Annotated in this window: 13 protein-coding genes; 10 read left to right on the forward strand and 3 right to left on the reverse strand. The window is 52.6% G+C overall.

Features of this window, described 5'->3' with window-relative positions; genetic code table 11:
• The first annotated feature begins 5 nt into the window (after window positions 1-5).
• Both ABJG22_RS10040 and ABJG22_RS10045 read left to right on the forward strand, forming a co-directional pair.
• Window positions 6-533 (forward strand): hypothetical protein, encoded by a 528-nt coding sequence (locus ABJG22_RS10040; RefSeq protein ID WP_348020088.1) that lies wholly within the window; start codon window positions 6-8, stop codon window positions 531-533.
• 57 nt (window positions 534-590) lie between these two features.
• The gene (locus ABJG22_RS10045; RefSeq protein WP_348020089.1) at window positions 591-2,426 is read left to right on the forward strand and encodes a M2 family metallopeptidase; all 1,836 of its coding nucleotides are present in this window, start codon (window positions 591-593) and stop codon (window positions 2,424-2,426) included.
• 58 nt (window positions 2,427-2,484) lie between these two features.
• On the opposite strand, the gene ABJG22_RS10050 is transcribed toward ABJG22_RS10045, so the two are convergent.
• On the reverse strand, window positions 2,485-2,964 hold the full coding sequence (locus tag ABJG22_RS10050; RefSeq protein ID WP_348020090.1) for a peroxiredoxin: 480 nt from the start codon (window positions 2,962-2,964) through the stop codon (window positions 2,485-2,487).
• Between the two features lie 197 nt (window positions 2,965-3,161).
• Here ABJG22_RS10050 and ABJG22_RS10055 point away from each other — a divergent pair, with 197 nt between their 5' ends.
• Complete coding sequence (locus tag ABJG22_RS10055; protein ID WP_348020091.1) at window positions 3,162-3,671, forward strand: YqgE/AlgH family protein; 510 nt, start codon at window positions 3,162-3,164, stop codon at window positions 3,669-3,671.
• A gap of 157 nt (window positions 3,672-3,828) precedes the next feature.
• A complete protein-coding gene (ahcY, locus tag ABJG22_RS10060) occupies window positions 3,829-5,229 on the forward strand; it encodes an adenosylhomocysteinase (RefSeq protein ID WP_348020092.1) in 1,401 nt (466 codons plus the stop codon).
• A gap of 63 nt (window positions 5,230-5,292) precedes the next feature.
• Here the strand turns inward: ahcY and ABJG22_RS10065 are convergent, their stop codons facing one another.
• Both ABJG22_RS10065 and ABJG22_RS10070 read right to left on the reverse strand, forming a co-directional pair.
• Window positions 5,293-7,035, reverse strand: a complete 1,743-nt coding sequence (locus ABJG22_RS10065) for a lytic transglycosylase domain-containing protein (RefSeq protein WP_348020093.1) — start codon at window positions 7,033-7,035, stop codon at window positions 5,293-5,295.
• A complete protein-coding gene (locus tag ABJG22_RS10070; protein ID WP_348020094.1) occupies window positions 7,032-7,763 on the reverse strand; it encodes a uracil-DNA glycosylase family protein in 732 nt (243 codons plus the stop codon). The genes ABJG22_RS10065 and ABJG22_RS10070 overlap by 4 nt, the downstream gene beginning before the upstream one ends.
• 173 nt (window positions 7,764-7,936) lie before the next feature.
• Between ABJG22_RS10070 and ABJG22_RS10075 the strand changes: the two genes are divergently transcribed.
• From ABJG22_RS10075 to ABJG22_RS10100, 6 genes are read left to right on the forward strand one after another with little or no spacing between them, the layout of a single operon-like run.
• A complete protein-coding gene (locus ABJG22_RS10075; protein ID WP_348020095.1) occupies window positions 7,937-9,592 on the forward strand; it encodes an electron transfer flavoprotein-ubiquinone oxidoreductase in 1,656 nt (551 codons plus the stop codon).
• A 31-nt stretch (window positions 9,593-9,623) separates the two neighbouring features.
• Window positions 9,624-11,249 (forward strand): tetratricopeptide repeat protein, encoded by a 1,626-nt coding sequence (locus ABJG22_RS10080; RefSeq protein WP_348020096.1) that lies wholly within the window; start codon window positions 9,624-9,626, stop codon window positions 11,247-11,249.
• On the forward strand, window positions 11,249-12,103 hold the full coding sequence (locus ABJG22_RS10085; protein WP_348020097.1) for a 4-(cytidine 5'-diphospho)-2-C-methyl-D-erythritol kinase: 855 nt from the start codon (window positions 11,249-11,251) through the stop codon (window positions 12,101-12,103). Before ABJG22_RS10080 ends, ABJG22_RS10085 begins: the two co-directional genes overlap by 1 nt.
• Complete coding sequence (locus ABJG22_RS10090) at window positions 12,100-12,828, forward strand: N-formylglutamate amidohydrolase (protein ID WP_348020098.1); 729 nt, start codon at window positions 12,100-12,102, stop codon at window positions 12,826-12,828. Before ABJG22_RS10085 ends, ABJG22_RS10090 begins: the two co-directional genes overlap by 4 nt.
• 51 nt (window positions 12,829-12,879) lie before the next feature.
• A complete protein-coding gene (gene ilvD, locus ABJG22_RS10095) occupies window positions 12,880-14,601 on the forward strand; it encodes a dihydroxy-acid dehydratase (protein ID WP_348020099.1) in 1,722 nt (573 codons plus the stop codon).
• Window positions 14,582-14,998, forward strand: a complete 417-nt coding sequence (locus ABJG22_RS10100) for a hypothetical protein (protein WP_348020100.1) — start codon at window positions 14,582-14,584, stop codon at window positions 14,996-14,998. Before ilvD ends, ABJG22_RS10100 begins: the two co-directional genes overlap by 20 nt.
• Window positions 14,999-15,021: the final 23 nt, after the last annotated feature.

Below are 15,021 nucleotides of genomic sequence, written 5' to 3' on the forward strand. Positions count from 1 at the left end.
GGACAATGTCGACACTGTATAACTGGCGGAATTTTTGGATTTTCTGGGGCGGTGGATTGCTGCTCTTTGCCTGTATCATCCTGTCCAACGGGGCACTGGAAACGTTGGCATCTCCCAACGGGATACTCGATCACCAAAGCGCGGGAACGGCGGAGCGGGTCAATGCAATCCAGGAAAGCTGGGCAGCTGCCGGGGCGCTCGCAATGGCGCGCTGGGGGATGATCGGCGATCTGATTTTCATCACTCTCTATATGTCCGGCGGCATTATCGGCGGACGACTGATCTGGCAGCAGGCCAATTCGCCAATGCTCAAGAAGGTCGGTTTGCTGTGCGTCGTGAGCTATTTTGTCTTTGGTCTAACCGATTATATCGAAACGGTCTGTCAGCTGATCCAGCTGGTAAAAGAACAGGGCAGCGACATTCTCGCTGCGACGGCTGCTCTGGCGAAGCCATTTAAGGTTGCGAGCTGGATTGTCGGCACGATCGCGATGATCGCCGCGCTCATCTGGAGATGGCGCGAAACGCGGGCTTGACCGGCGGGGAATAAAGTTTCAATTTTAACTAAAATATCAACAGTTGAGGATATCGATATGAAAACTGCTGCTTCGATCGTCGCCATTGCTGCCATGGCGCTTGCCACACCGGCCTTGGCCAAACATCATGAAAATGAAGGGGCTGAGACAAGTGCCCCGACTGCTGCCGACGCCAGACAATTTGTCGAGGATACTGAACAGCAGATGTTCGACTTTTCGATCGATGCCGGGCGGATATACTGGATCAACTCCAACTTCATCACCGACGACACCGATGCCTTGGCTGCCAAGATCGGCGCGGAAGGCACCACGATGTCGGTGAACGCGGCTATCGAAGCGGCGAAGTTTAACGATGTCGAAAATCTGGACGCCGTTACGCGCCGCAAACTTGACAAATTACGCGGCGGAATCGTGCTGCCGGCACCGACGACAGAGGGCGCCGCGACGGAATTGAACGAGATCGCCACGAAGCTCAACTCGGCTTACGGCAAGGGCAAGGGCACGCTGAACGGCGAGGAAATCAACGGTTCGGATATTGAAGCCGCAATGGGCACCAATCGCGACCCCGAAGAGCTCTCCGAAATGTGGGCGAGCTGGCATAGTAATGTAGGCGCGCCGATGAAGGATGATTATGCCCGGATGGTCGAAATCGCCAATGAGGGCGCCCGGGAACTCGGTTTCGCCGATGTCGGCGCGATGTGGCGTTCCGGCTATGACATGCCGGCTGATGATTTTGCCAAGCTGACCGACCAACTATGGGCACAGGTGAAGCCGCTTTATGACCAGCTGCATTGCTATACCCGCGACAAGCTCAACGAAAAATATGGTGACGCTGTACAGCCGGAGACTGGAGCCATCCGCGCCGACCTTCTGGGCAACATGTGGGCGCAGGAATGGGGTAATATATATGATATCGTCGCACCGGAAGGCGCTGGCGATATCGGCTTTGATACAACCGACCTGCTGACGACCAATGGCCATGATGCCATGAAAATGGTCAGGGCAGGTGAGGGTTTCTTCTCGTCACTGGGTTTTGAGCCCCTGCCGGAAACTTTCTATCAAAGATCTCTATTCACGAAGCCGGCAGATCGCGAAGTGGTCTGCCATGCCAGCGCATGGGATATCGATAATAAAGACGATATCCGGATCAAGATGTGCATCAAGGTGAATGGCGATGATTTTGTCACCATCCATCACGAACTTGGCCACAACTACTACCAGCGCGCCTATAACGAGCAGAGCTATTTGCATCTTGATGGCGCCAATGATGGCTTCCATGAAGCGATCGGAGATATGATCGCGCTCTCGATCACGCCGGAATATTTGGTTCAGGTCGGCTTGCTCGACGCGGATAATGTTCCAAGTGCCGATAAGGATGTCGGCCTTTTGCTTCGTCAAGCGATGGACAAAGTCGCTTTCCTGCCGTTCGGTCTGCTGGTCGACAAATGGCGCTGGGGCGTATTCAAGGGCGATATCGCGCCTGCCGATTACACCACGGCATGGCATGATCTGAAACTGGAATATCAGGGCATCACGCCGCCGGTTGAACGGCCTGCTGATGCTTTCGATCCTGGAGCGAAATATCATATACCGGGCAATACGCCTTATTCACGCTATTTCCTTGCCCGGATTTTGCAGTTCCAATTCTACAAGGCTGCTTGCGATGAAGCCGGATGGACCGGTCCACTGCACCGTTGTTCTTTCTACGGCAACGAACAAGTAGGGGCGAAACTGAACGCGATGCTGGAAATGGGGGCATCCAAGCCTTGGCCCGATGCGCTCGAGGCTTTTACCGGTACCCGTGAAATGGATGGATCAGCCATGATCAGCTATTTTGCGCCATTGATGGACTGGTTGAAGGATGAGAATGCCGGAAAATCTTGCGGATGGTAGATACTAAAAGGCCGGCGGGAGAATAACTTCCGCCGGCTCCTATATTATGTGATTTTTATTAAAGCTGGTCGAGCATATATTCTGCTGCACTGACTTTAAAGTCACCAGGTGCCTCGACATTTAGCTCTTCAATAACACCATCATTGATGATCATCGAGAAGCGCTGGCCGCGCGTACCAAGGCCAAAACCTGAACCATCCATTTCTAGGCCAACAGCTTTTGCAAAATCCCCATTGCCGTCGGCGAGCATCGTGATGTCATCCGATCCGGAGGCGCCATTCCATGCGCCCAATACAAAGGCGTCATTCACCGCGGTGCAGGCAATTTCATCAACGCCTTTTGCTTTGAGGTCTGCCGCTTTTTCCACATAGCCGGGAAGATGTTTGGCCGAGCAGGTTGGGGTATAAGCGCCGGGTACCGAAAATAGAGCTACTTTCTTACCCGCAAAATATTCGCTGGAGCTCACTTGCTGTGGGCCTTCTGCGGTTGCCTTCACCAGATTAACTTCTGGAATTTTATCACCTTTGTTGATCATCATTTGCTCCTTATCTCAATTGGGCTTCGAACATTTGCCTCGATAGAGATAGTGGTGTCAGCCGCGGGCAATTGCAAGCAACCAGCCAAACAAATCCCCTGTGCATTTTGCCATGGGCAGTTCATATTTGCATCGCTATGCATATCTAGATGCACAATCCCATCTTCTTTTCCGGACAATTTCTCCTCGCAACACCGGGAATGGCTGATCCCCGATTTGCACGGTCGGTGCTGGCGATATGTTCGCATGATGAGAACGGAGCGCTTGGCATTAACATCGGCGAGACCGTCGATGGCATAAGCTTTCATGGGATTCTGAAACAGTTTGATATCGATCCAGGCAAAGCTCCAGATTGTTCAGTGTTTCTTGGCGGACCAATGGAAACGCAGCGGGGTTTCATCATCCATAGTCTGGATATGAACCTGTCGGATACGCTGCAAGTGGGGGAGTGTTGGGGGTTGAGCAGTTCCATCGATATGTTGAAAGCTATCGCGCAAGGCCGCGGTCCGAAAGAATGGATCATTGCTCTGGGCTATTCAGGATGGGGAGAAGGTCAGCTTGAAAGTGAGCTGACCCAAAATGGCTGGTCTATCGCCGAAGGGTCTCCTGATTGGTTATATGAGAAGAGCTCGGACGACAAATGGCTGATGGCTTGGCAAGCACTTGGCATTGACCCGATGAAACTGTCTGCCGGATTTGGTAGCGCTTGACCGTTTGATTGTTGCGAACTGCGTGGCTGAAGCCTCATAAAATTTCACATATAAAGACATCTTTATATTTGCTTCTAAATTCATGAGGCGCTAAAGGAATAGCTTGTTGCCGCACCGGATCGCCCGTGCGGCATTTCGTTTTTCAAGGAGAATATCAGTGGCCACCGCAGCTCAAGATTATGTCATTAAGGACATTTCCCTCGCCGATTTCGGACGGAAGGAAATTGAAATTGCTGAAACCGAAATGCCGGGCCTGATGGCTCTGCGTGAAGAATTTGGTGCAGACAAGCCTTTGAAGGGCGCACGGATTACCGGTTCGCTGCACATGACCATTCAAACAGCCGTTTTGATTGAAACCTTGCTTGATCTTGGCGCCGAAGTGCGTTGGGCGTCTTGCAATATTTTCTCGACCCAAGACCATGCAGCAGCAGCTATTGCCGCTGGTGGAACACCGGTTTTCGCCATCAAGGGCGAAACGCTGGAAGAATATTGGGCTTATGTTGAGCGTATTTTTGACTGGGGCTCTGATCAAACCTGTAACCTGATCCTCGATGATGGTGGCGATGCTACCATGTTCGCGCTTTGGGGCGCTCGGGTTGAAGCGGGCGAAGAATTGTTCAAACCTGAAAATGAAGAAGAAGAAGTCTTTGTTGCTACTTTGACCCGCTTTTTGGCGGAACGTCCTGGTTATCTGACCAAGACCGTCGAAACCATCAAGGGCGTTTCGGAAGAAACCACCACCGGTGTTCACCGTCTTTATGAACTGGCCAAAATCGGAAAACTTCCTTTCCCGGCGATCAATGTCAACGATAGTGTGACCAAATCGAAGTTTGACAATCTCTATGGCTGTAAAGAGTCATTGGTTGATGCAATCCGCCGCGCGACCGACGTTATGCTTGCCGGTAAAGTGGCAACTGTCGCTGGTTTCGGTGACGTTGGTAAAGGTTCTGCACAATCTCTCCGCAATGGCGGCGCTCGCGTGCTGGTTACCGAAATTGACCCGATTTGCGCGCTTCAAGCCGCAATGGAAGGCTTCGAAGTTGTGACAATGGAAGAAGCCACCCAACGGTCGGACATTTTCGTGACAACAACCGGTAACAAAGACGTTATCACCGTCGATCATATGCGGGCGATGAAAGACCGGGCGATTGTCTGCAACATCGGCCACTTCGACAGCGAGATCCAGATCGGCGGTCTGAAGAATATGAAATGGACCGAAATCAAGCCACAGGTTGATGAAGTTGAATTTCCTGACGGGAAGAAGCTGATCGTTCTGGCTCAAGGGCGTCTGGTTAACCTTGGCTGTGCGACGGGTCACCCGAGTTTTGTGATGTCCGCTAGCTTTACCAACCAGGTATTGGCGCAGATCGAACTATGGTTGCGTCCGGAACAATATAAGAATGATGTCTATGTTCTGCCGAAACATCTCGATGAGAAGGTTGCCGAATTGCATCTCGCTAAATTGGGCGTGAAACTGGATAAGTTGAGCCAGGAACAAGCCGATTATATCGGTGTTCCAGTCGAAGGCCCATTCAAGCCGGAACATTATCGCTATTAAGCGGGTCTACTATTGGAAATCAAAAACCGGGCAATGTGAACGACATTGTCCGGTTTTTTTATTTTAGCGGGATGTGAACCGGGTCTTCCATTTGTCAGGATTTCCGGGAAACTCAGGCCAGAGATTTTGCGATAGGGCCCGTGCGCTGACTGATTTTATGCCCGCTTGTTTTTCATACATCCAATAGTTTCGCAGGATGATCGATACATATCCGCGGGTCTCGACATAGGGAATGCTCTCCATGAACAACAGGGGATCGCCATTGTCCTGTACTTCACTATTCCAGCGCTTAACCGCGCCCGGACCGGCATTATAGGCGGCAGCGATCTTCGGTAGTTTGCCACCGGTGATCGATGATTTTCCAAGATATTCTAGATAAGATTGACCATATTCAAGATTGGTCGATGGCTTGAACAAATCCGTTTTCTTGAATTTCGAACCATTGGCTTTTGCGATATCGCCAGCAGTGCCCGGACGGACTTGCATCAATCCGATTGCATTGGCCGGGCTCACAACTTGGCTGCGAAACGAGGATTCCTGTAGCGTATGGGCATAGACAAGCGCTGGGTCGACCCGCCAGCCGCCGTCGGGCTTCCATTTCGGCGCAGGAAACCGAGCTTGAACATCGGGTTTTGTCCCGCGCGGTGCGTTGTGGGCCAGCCATAATTGGGTGCGCGGTAGATTAATCTCGCGCGCCAGTTTGATCAGGGCAGGGTGATCGCTCTTTGGACCGATCGTGGCCTGGTGACGAAGCACTTCATCTGCCAACTGTTCTTCACCAATCTCAACCAAAGCGATGGCGGCACGAACATTCTCATGACGCTTGAGGGCGCGCCAGTCGGACTTCTCGAATGATTCCGCGGTGTCGGAGCTGCTCGCTTCCATGCCAAGGGTTTGAGCCGCGAGCAGGCCATAAAAGCTGTCGTCTAGCCGCGCAGCGGTTTGCAATTTGCCCTGAACTCTCTCAGGTTGACCGCATTTCAGATCAGCGCGTGCGCTCCAGTAGAGCCCGGCAGCTTTCAATCCCCTATTGGCGGCTGTCCGTCCGACCTTTTCGAAAGCAGCGCTCGCAGAACCGCAATCGTTCAGGCGCCAAGCGGCCAATCCCGCAACCCAATCTGCATGGACGACCCATTCGCCCGCACCATTTTGAGCACGCCGGGCCATTCGTAGAGCGGCGACATTGTCATTTTCAATATAGTGAGACCAAGCAATCCGCTGTTCCAGCTCCGTGCGGCCTTGGGAGGACATGTGTTTCACATTATCGCTCAGCAGTTCTTCGGCGCGTTGTGGATTGTCATTCTTGATAAAATCAATGATCTGGCCACGAACGTTATTTGCAACACTATCAGACGCGACATTCTTTGGTTTGGAACGCACCGGGGAGCCTGGAACCCATGATAGATTGCGTCGCTGTGGAAGGCTTGGCAATAGTTGGGCGCCGCGTTTCTGCGCCAAACGGCCCAATTGGGCGGCTTGTGGTATTTCGGGTGCTTCATTGACTAATGTCAACAACGGACCCAATTCAGCACGGGGACTGTTGGCCGCCAAAAAATATTCTGCCTGTGCGATAGATTTGAGCGGACCCGTCGGTGCGGTGTCCATCAAGTTTTTCGCAGTATCCCATTGATTATCGCTCATCGCCGAGAATAGAGCGCGATAATGGTCGGATTGCTTCCGTTTCAGCTGTGATGGAACATCCTTGGCAATGGACGCGCTATTGTAGAGCACGGCGCCATCATCGGCGAGCGCGGGCGTTGCAACCAGAGTAAGAAGCGAAGCAGTCAGTGCAAATTTCAGTTTCACGAGGCAGAAATCCTTGTCAGCATTTGCAAATCTTTCCAAGCTTCGGCCTTAAACAATGGCCGCTCGATCAAGATCCGCGGATGAAACGTAACGATTGCCTCTGTTTTTGATGAACTATGGTTAATAAATTGTTTATTTTTGCGCGCGGACAACAGGTCTTCGCCAAATATGATCTTGGAAGCCAGATCACCAAAGCAGATGACGCGCTTGGGTCGCACCAATCCGATGTGATGAAGCATGCGCTTATTGAGACTGGACCAATGTTGTTCATCAATTCTGCCGTCAATGGATGCTGATACGGCAATGGTCGCCAGATAACGCTGTTCCGAATCGCATCCGATTGCAGACAGCATCTTGTCGAGAAGCGTCTGATTTTGAGGATTGAACAGTTGCAGCCCAGAATTTTGACTTTTTTCCGGCATCGCGGAAATAACCATGACTTCCGGCTCCAAGACACCTTGCGGAGCCACTCTATTTCTCGACCAGTTCGCTTCAATCAGACCATTGTCATTCGCCAACCACGCGACAAAAGCTTCATGATCGGTAGGCAAGACTTCCTCTGCAACGGGAGCCATCACCTTCTCGACTGCCTGTTCCGTAACGGCAGCTGGTGGCGGCGTTTCCACGACTGGTGTAGCTGGTTCTTCCGCTAATAGTGCCGTCGGTTGATCGGCATAGTTGAGGTCGACGCCAGCCAGCGACCACCAGTTCTGTAGGCTGTGGATCATCGATTCAGTCGATGAATTTGTCGTTGGAGAGGCAATTAATTTCATTTATGTATAGAGTCATGAGTTGACGAATAGGTCAATTGGCGGGAAAGCAACTTCCTGACCAGTGGGTTGCGGTTTGCGACAGACCGAATGTACAGGATAATATAAGTAAGAATTGTAGGAAAAGCGACATGAGCGAACGAGAGTCAATGCCTTATGATCTGGTGATAGTCGGCGGAGGCCCTGCGGGTCTCAGCGCGGCCATCAGGTTCAAACAATTGGCGGATGAGGCCGGTAAAGATCTCTCGGTCTGTATTTTGGAAAAAGGGTCTGAAATCGGCGCGCATATTCTTTCCGGTGCAGTTATCGATCCCAAAGGGCTGGACGAGCTTTTCCCGTCATGGCGCGATGAAGACTGCCCCATTGCAAAAACACCGGTAATCGAGAACCATCACTGGGTCTTGACCAAGAAGAAGAAATTCTCGCTGCCGCATATCATGACACCGTCGTTCATGCACAATAAGGGAACCTACACAGGTTCTCTTGGCAATTTGTGCCGCTGGCTCGGTGAGCGCGCCGAAAATATGGGCATTGAAATTTTTCCCGGCTTTGCAGCCGCCGAAATATTGTACAATGATGATGGGTCGGTCAAAGGTGTCGCCACCGGAGACATGGGCGTGGCGCGTGACGGCAGCCATAAACCAGACTATGAACCGGGTCTTGAGCTTCATGCAAAATATACGTTTTTTGCTGAAGGCGCGCGCGGTCATTTAACCAAGATTCTGAAGAATGAGTTCGCGCTGGATGCCGACAGCCAGCCGCAGATCTATGGTCTAGGCATCAAAGAGCTCTGGGACATTGAGCCAGAGAAACACGTCGCTGGACGGGTAATTCATACACAGGGCTGGCCGCTCAGCGAAGGCGCCAATGGCGGTGGTTTCCTCTATCATCAGGCTGATAATCAAGTCGCACTCGGCTTTGTGACGTGGCTGAACTACGAAAATCCGCATCTTTCGCCCTTTGAGGAAATGCAGCGTTGGAAGCAGCATCCTGAAATTCGCAAGATATTGGAAGGCGGCAAACGGGTTTCCTATGGCGCGCGTGCTATTAACGACGGCGGTTTTCAGGCCGTTCCCAAATTATATTTCCCAGGCGGCGCATTGATCGGCTGTTCAGCAGGTTTCGTAAACGTACCGCGGATCAAAGGTACGCATACCGCGATGAAGACCGGTATGATGGCTGCAGAAGCAGCCTATGAGGCAATTGTAGCCGAGCGTGAAAGTGACGAGCTGACCGCTTATGGAACCGCTTATGAGAATAGCTGGGTCCGGGAAGAATTGCGGGTCGTTCGCAATGTCCTTCCGGCTGTCGAGAAATATGGTGATTTCCTCGGTACGATAATATCCGGGATCAATATGTGGGCAGAGCATCTCAAGATCAAAATGCCGTTCACCATGAAACTGCATCCGGATTGGTCGCGCCTGAAACGGGCCGAACATTGCGTGAAGATTGAATATCCGAAACCGGACGGAGTGATTAGCTTTGACCGCCTGTCGTCGGTTTTCTTGTCGAACACCAATCACGAAGAGGACCAGCCAGTCCATCTGCAACTGAAAGATCCTTCGGTTCCGGTTGATGTAAACCTTCCGGTCTTTGCGGGGCCATCGGCACGCTATTGTCCGGCAGGAGTATATGAATTTGTGGAGGATGAGGCAGGTAATCCGAAGTTCCAGATTAACGCACAAAATTGCGTTCACTGTAAAACTTGTGATATCAAGGACCCGTCCCAGAATATCAATTGGGTTGTGCCGGAAGGTGGCGGAGGTCCAAATTATCCGAATATGTAGTCTCGGTTTCTACTCGCTACTCGCCATTGGGTTGAGCAGTACGCCAGCGATGGCCAATCGCGGAGACGGCGCAGCAGCAATAACTCGATTTGTGGAAGCCCGGCTCGCGGAATCGTCCAATGAGCTGCAGGTGGCATCTGCCCTTTATGCCGAGAGTATGAAAAAGCAGCCAGACAATGCGCTTCTGGCCGGCAAAGCCTATGGCAATGCTATTGAAGTTGGTGATTTCGGGCTTGCGTTGAAAGCGGTTCGTACTTTGCAGGCACATGGTGCACCAGCACCCGAAATGCCGCTCTTGCCGTTTGCAGAAGCTTTCGCTCAACGCGATTGGAAGAGCGCAGATGCGGCGATAAGCAATTTGGAGGCTCTCAAAAACTTTGCCTTCATGAAGCCATTTTTGGAAGGCTGGATTGAAATTGCGCGAGGGCGCGACGGGAATAGAAGCCTTGTTCGGGCGCAGTCCAACAAGACCGGCAAATATTATCTCGAAGAGCATGTTATATTGAGCAAGTTGGCAAGCCGGAAGGAAGCCGATGCAATGGGCTTGCTGGTCAGGATTGTCGAACGCAATGACCCTCGTATGGCGCCGATACGGATAATCGCCGCTCGGCATTTTTGGGCTATTGATGATCCAAAAACAGCGCGGGCCATTCTAAAAACACCCTCTTCCGGACCAGAAGCGCGGTTGTTACAGCAGATCGCAGCCGGTCAAAAAAAGCGTGTGGCACAGAAAGTCACGCCATCCATTGGTCTGGCGTTTCTTTTCGAGAGATTTTCTAATGATCTGGTGGCGCAGCAGGGGCAATTTTTGTCTCAAGTCATGGCACTGGCCGGTGGCCGGATCGCGGTTGCCTCAGACTATGCCCATTTGACGCTTGGGCGAGCCTATTCTGCGGCAGAAAACCATAGATTTGCAGTTTCAGAATATGCGCAGGTTCGCCGTGAGAGCCCTTATTATCTGGTGGCATTACGATCGGAGGTCGCTAGCCTTGATGCCGATGAGCAATATGATCAGGCCATAGCCCGGCTGAACAGCGCCCTGAATGAAAACCCCACTGCTCCCGAACTCTATATGTTGAAAGGCCAAGTCTTGAGAGCGCGGGACGAAGATGCCGCTGCAGCGACTGCCTTTGAATCAGCAATTTTACTGGGCGAGAAATTAAAACGGTCAAATGCGGTTATGGCTACTTATTGGCTGGCTCTTGGCGGGGCTCAGGAGCAAGCGGGTATATGGCCTGCGGGCTTGCAATCCCTGCAAAAAGCGAATGAACTGCTGCCCAATTCACCCACGATTTTAAATTATCTGGGCTATGCCCAACTTGAGCGCCGCGAAAATAAAGAAAATGCCGTCGCTGCGATTAAGCAGGCCCATGAACTACGTTCAACATCGCCAGCAATTACCGACTCTCTCGGTTGGGCCTATTTCATCACGGGGGACTATGAGCGGGCGGTTACCTATTTGGAAACCGCTTTGGCCGGGCAACCACAGGATCCGACGATAAACGAGCATCTCGGCGATGCCTATTGGACTGTTGGACGCGAATATGAAGCGCGCTATGCTTGGAAATCTGCAAAGCTATTCGCTGATGAGGAAAATTATCAGCGTCTAACCACCAAGATAGATGTGGGCTTGCGGCCTGACCTCGTTTCTCCCTGATGTCTGATACAGTGTTGAAGGCCAGTGATAGCGAAACGGCCTATGCAAAAATCAATTTGGCACTGCATGTCCGTGGGCGCCTGGACAATGGCTATCACGATATTGAAACGATATTTGCCTTTCTGGACAAAGGAGACTTGGTATCTGTAGCGCCCGGTGACGGTTTGAAACTCGATATCGATGGGCCTTTCTCTGATGGTTTGAGCGAAACGGAAAATTTGATCTTGCAAGCGGCTCGGCGTCTGGCGGAGGTGTCTGGGGTGGATAAAGGCGCCTACTTGCACTTGGACAAACAGCTACCAATCGCATCCGGGATTGGCGGCGGTTCTGCCGACGCTGCGGCAACGCTCCGGCTGCTGAACCGTTTCTGGGGGTTGGACCTTGCGCTTGATACACTAGCTGAAATAGCCAAGCCGCTAGGAGCGGATGTTCCGGCGTGCGTGATTAGCCAGACTTGCAGCGGGACCGGTATCGGTCATGATTTAACGACCATCGCTGATCAAGATTTACGCGAATGCACCGCGCTTTTGATCAATCCGATGATCCCGGTGTCGACAGCGGACATATTCAATAGCTGGGATGGCGTTGATCATGGTCCACTAAGCAATGACTCGGTCCTTGTGGCGGCTAAAAAGGGGCGGAATGATCTACAACCGCAGGCTGTCGCTTTGGTGCCAATATTGTCGGATGTTCTGCAATTGCTCGGTGAATGCGAACCCGTTATCGCCCGCATGTCTGGGTCGGGTGCTACATGTTTTGCCTTGTTTGATACGCCGGGCGTGACCCATGATGCCGAACGCCACTGCCGACGGGCGATGGATAATAGCTGGACGATGATCGGGAAGTTTCGATGACAGATGCTTTTGAAATATCCGGTACGCCTTCCAAAGGCGGCATATTGGTCGTGGTCGACCATGCTTCCAGTCATATACCGGATGATATTGATCTGGGTATTTTGCCCGAATATGAGAATGATCATATTGCCTTTGATCCGGGTATCGCGCCAATCGCGCGTCTAATGGCTGAGCATAGCGGGTATCTGGCAATTCTCAGCACGGCATCCCGGATGATCGTCGACCTCAATCGCTATCCTGACGAAGCTGCTGTCATCGTCGAAAGCAGCGATACCATCGAAATCCCTGGAAACCGACTGTCCGCGGAGGACCGGCAAGCGAGGCTGGATCGTTTTTTTACGCCCTATCATGATCGGGTGGCAGGGTTGATTGCGGAGCTCAGACCGGCGGTGGTTGCTTCCCTGCACAGTTTTTCTCCAACGCTCCGTTCCCATCCCCAGATGGAGCGGCCATGGGATATGGGCATCATGTATAATGACCATCAGGCGACCCCACATTTGGCCTTGCAGTTTCTGGGGGAAGAAGGAGAGCTGATCATCGGCGATCAAAGGCCCTATTCAGGCAAAGATCTCAACGCGACGATGAACCGCCAATGCGAAGCCATTGATCAGCCCTATTTCGGTGTGGAAATTCGGCAAGACCTGATCAGGGACGAGATCGGACAACGCCGTTTCGCTGATATTTTGTTGCGTAGTTGCGATAAAATAAGAACGGCTCTTGCTTAACCGGCGGACTTTTGGAAGGACGATCCGGAAATTGCCAAATTGGAAGCCAGAATGACCAACAGATTCGATAAATCCCGATTGCCAAGCCGTCACGTCAGTGTTGGCCCTGAACGCGCGCCTCAGCGTAGCTACTATTATGCAATGGGAATGACCGAGGAAGATATTGCGAAGCCCTTCGTCGGGATTGCATCTGCGGGCAATGACAGCGCGCCTTGCAACACATTGCTCGATGGGCAGGCCGATATGGCCCGCGAGGGCGTTGTTGAAGGCGGCGGAACCCCGCGGCGTTTCAACACGATCACCGTCACAGACGGCATCGCGATGGGGCATCAGGGCATGAAGGCGTCGCTGGTCTCGCGGGAAGTCATTGCCGATAGCGTCGAATTGAGTGTTCGGGGCCACTGCTATGACGCAGTTATCGGTTATGCCGGTTGCGACAAGAGTCTGCCCGGGATGATGATGGCGATGCTGCGGCTGAATGTGCCGTCGATCTTTGTCTATGGTGGTTCGATCCTTCCCGGACGTTTCCATGACGAGGACGTTACCGTCGTCGACGTTTTTGAAGCGGTTGGCCAGCATAGTGCGGGCAATTGTCCTTTGCAGGAACTGATCGAGCTGGAGAAAGTTGCTTGTCCGGGCCATGGTGCTTGTGGCGGGCAGTTTACTGCCAATACTATGGCTTGCGTTGCCGAGGCGATCGGACTGTCCTTGCCAAATAGCAATATGGCACCAGCGCCTTATGAGACCCGCGACGATATGGCAAAAGCCGCAGGCCGTCAGATCATGAACCTGATCGAAACCAATTTGCGGCCGCGGGATATCTGCACCAAAGATGCCTTCATCAACGCGGCTCGGGTGGTCGCTGCTACGGGCGGCTCAACCAATGCGGCCTTGCACCTTCCGGCGATGGCCAGCGAAGCCGGCATCGATTTCGACCTGTTCGATGTTGCAGAGATTTTTAAAACCACGCCCTATTTGGCGGACCTGAAACCGGGCGGCAAATATGTCGCCAAGGACATGCATGATGCGGGCGGCGTCTATATGCTGATGAAGACGATGATGGACAATGGCCTGATGAACGGAGACTGCATCACCGTCACCGGCAAGACGCTGGGCGAGAATATCGACGAGATCGTCTGGAATCCGGACCAGAAGGTTATCTATGACGTGCAAAATGCGATCACCCCGACCGGCGGTGTCGTTGGCTTGCGCGGCTCTCTGGCTCCAGAAGGCGCCATTGTGAAAGTCGCCGGTATGGCGCGTCTGCAATTTCGTGGCCCGGCGCAGGTCTTTGAATGCGAGGAAGATGCGTTCACCGCGGTTGAAGAACGAAAGATTGAGGAAGGCTCCGTTGTTGTCATTCGCAATGAAGGGCCCAAAGGCGGTCCTGGTATGCGTGAAATGCTGGCGACCACCGCTGCGCTTTATGGTCAGGGCATGGGCGAGAAAGTCGCGCTTATCACCGACGGCCGTTTCTCGGGTGCGACCCGCGGATTTTGTATCGGTCATGTCGGTCCGGAAGCTGCCGATGGCGGACCGATCGGTTTGATCGAAGAGGGTGATATCATCAATATCGATGCCGAAGCCGGTATCATCGATCTGGAAGTTGATGAGGCGATTTTGGCCGATCGTCGAACAAGATTTACACGACGTGAAACCGATTATGGTTCAGGGACATTGTGGCGTTATGCACAGAATGTCGGCCCAGCCTATAAAGGCGCGGTCACGCATCCCGGAGCCAAAGCAGAGAAGCATGTCTACGCCGATATTTAAAATTACCGCGTTGGCAATGTTGCTAACGGCCTGCGACAATCGGGCAGACAATGGCGCGCGAACGGATGCCGAACAGCAGAGTAAAGACGAACCGATCAAATGCGCGGTCAACGGCACCAGCGAGTTTGTGCGTGATTGTGCCATCGAGCGATTGAGCGGTGACGGCAAGGTTACCCTGATCATTCGTCATCCCGATGGCGGTTTTCGTCGGTTCAATATCCTGACCGATGGGCATGGTTTGGAAGCGGCGGATGGTTTCGAAGCGGCCCGGATTTCGATCGTCGAAGATGGCGAAATTTTGGTTCAAGTGGGTCCCGATCAATATCTGTTACCCGCGCGGATCAAGCCTGGCGCGGAAACCATCGTCGATGAAAATCCCGGCCCAGTCGGTAATTAGAGGCGGGCTTGCTTAACCATGGA

Origin of the sequence: Parasphingorhabdus sp., assembly GCF_039939955.1 — a bacterium.
Taxonomy (GTDB): domain Bacteria; phylum Pseudomonadota; class Alphaproteobacteria; order Sphingomonadales; family Sphingomonadaceae; genus Parasphingorhabdus.

Bases quoted from the DNA above. Each gene is read 5' to 3' on its own strand.
- ABJG22_RS10100 (WP_348020100.1), top strand. From the start codon at position 14,582: ATGTCTACGCCGATATTTAAAATTACCGCGTTGGCAATGTTGCTAACG.
- ABJG22_RS10070 (WP_348020094.1), bottom strand. From the start codon at position 7,763: ATGATCCACAGCCTACAGAACTGGTGGTCGCTGGCTGGCGTCGACCTC.
- ilvD (WP_348020099.1), top strand. From the start codon at position 12,880: ATGACCAACAGATTCGATAAATCCCGATTGCCAAGCCGTCACGTCAGT.
- ABJG22_RS10045 (WP_348020089.1), top strand. From the start codon at position 591: ATGAAAACTGCTGCTTCGATCGTCGCCATTGCTGCCATGGCGCTTGCC.
- ABJG22_RS10040 (WP_348020088.1), top strand. From the start codon at position 6: ATGTCGACACTGTATAACTGGCGGAATTTTTGGATTTTCTGGGGCGGT.
- ABJG22_RS10085 (WP_348020097.1), top strand. From the start codon at position 11,249: ATGTCTGATACAGTGTTGAAGGCCAGTGATAGCGAAACGGCCTATGCA.
- ABJG22_RS10055 (WP_348020091.1), top strand. From the start codon at position 3,162: ATGGCTGATCCCCGATTTGCACGGTCGGTGCTGGCGATATGTTCGCAT.
- ABJG22_RS10075 (WP_348020095.1), top strand. From the start codon at position 7,937: ATGAGCGAACGAGAGTCAATGCCTTATGATCTGGTGATAGTCGGCGGA.
- ABJG22_RS10050 (WP_348020090.1), bottom strand. From the start codon at position 2,964: ATGATGATCAACAAAGGTGATAAAATTCCAGAAGTTAATCTGGTGAAG.
- ABJG22_RS10090 (WP_348020098.1), top strand. From the start codon at position 12,100: ATGACAGATGCTTTTGAAATATCCGGTACGCCTTCCAAAGGCGGCATA.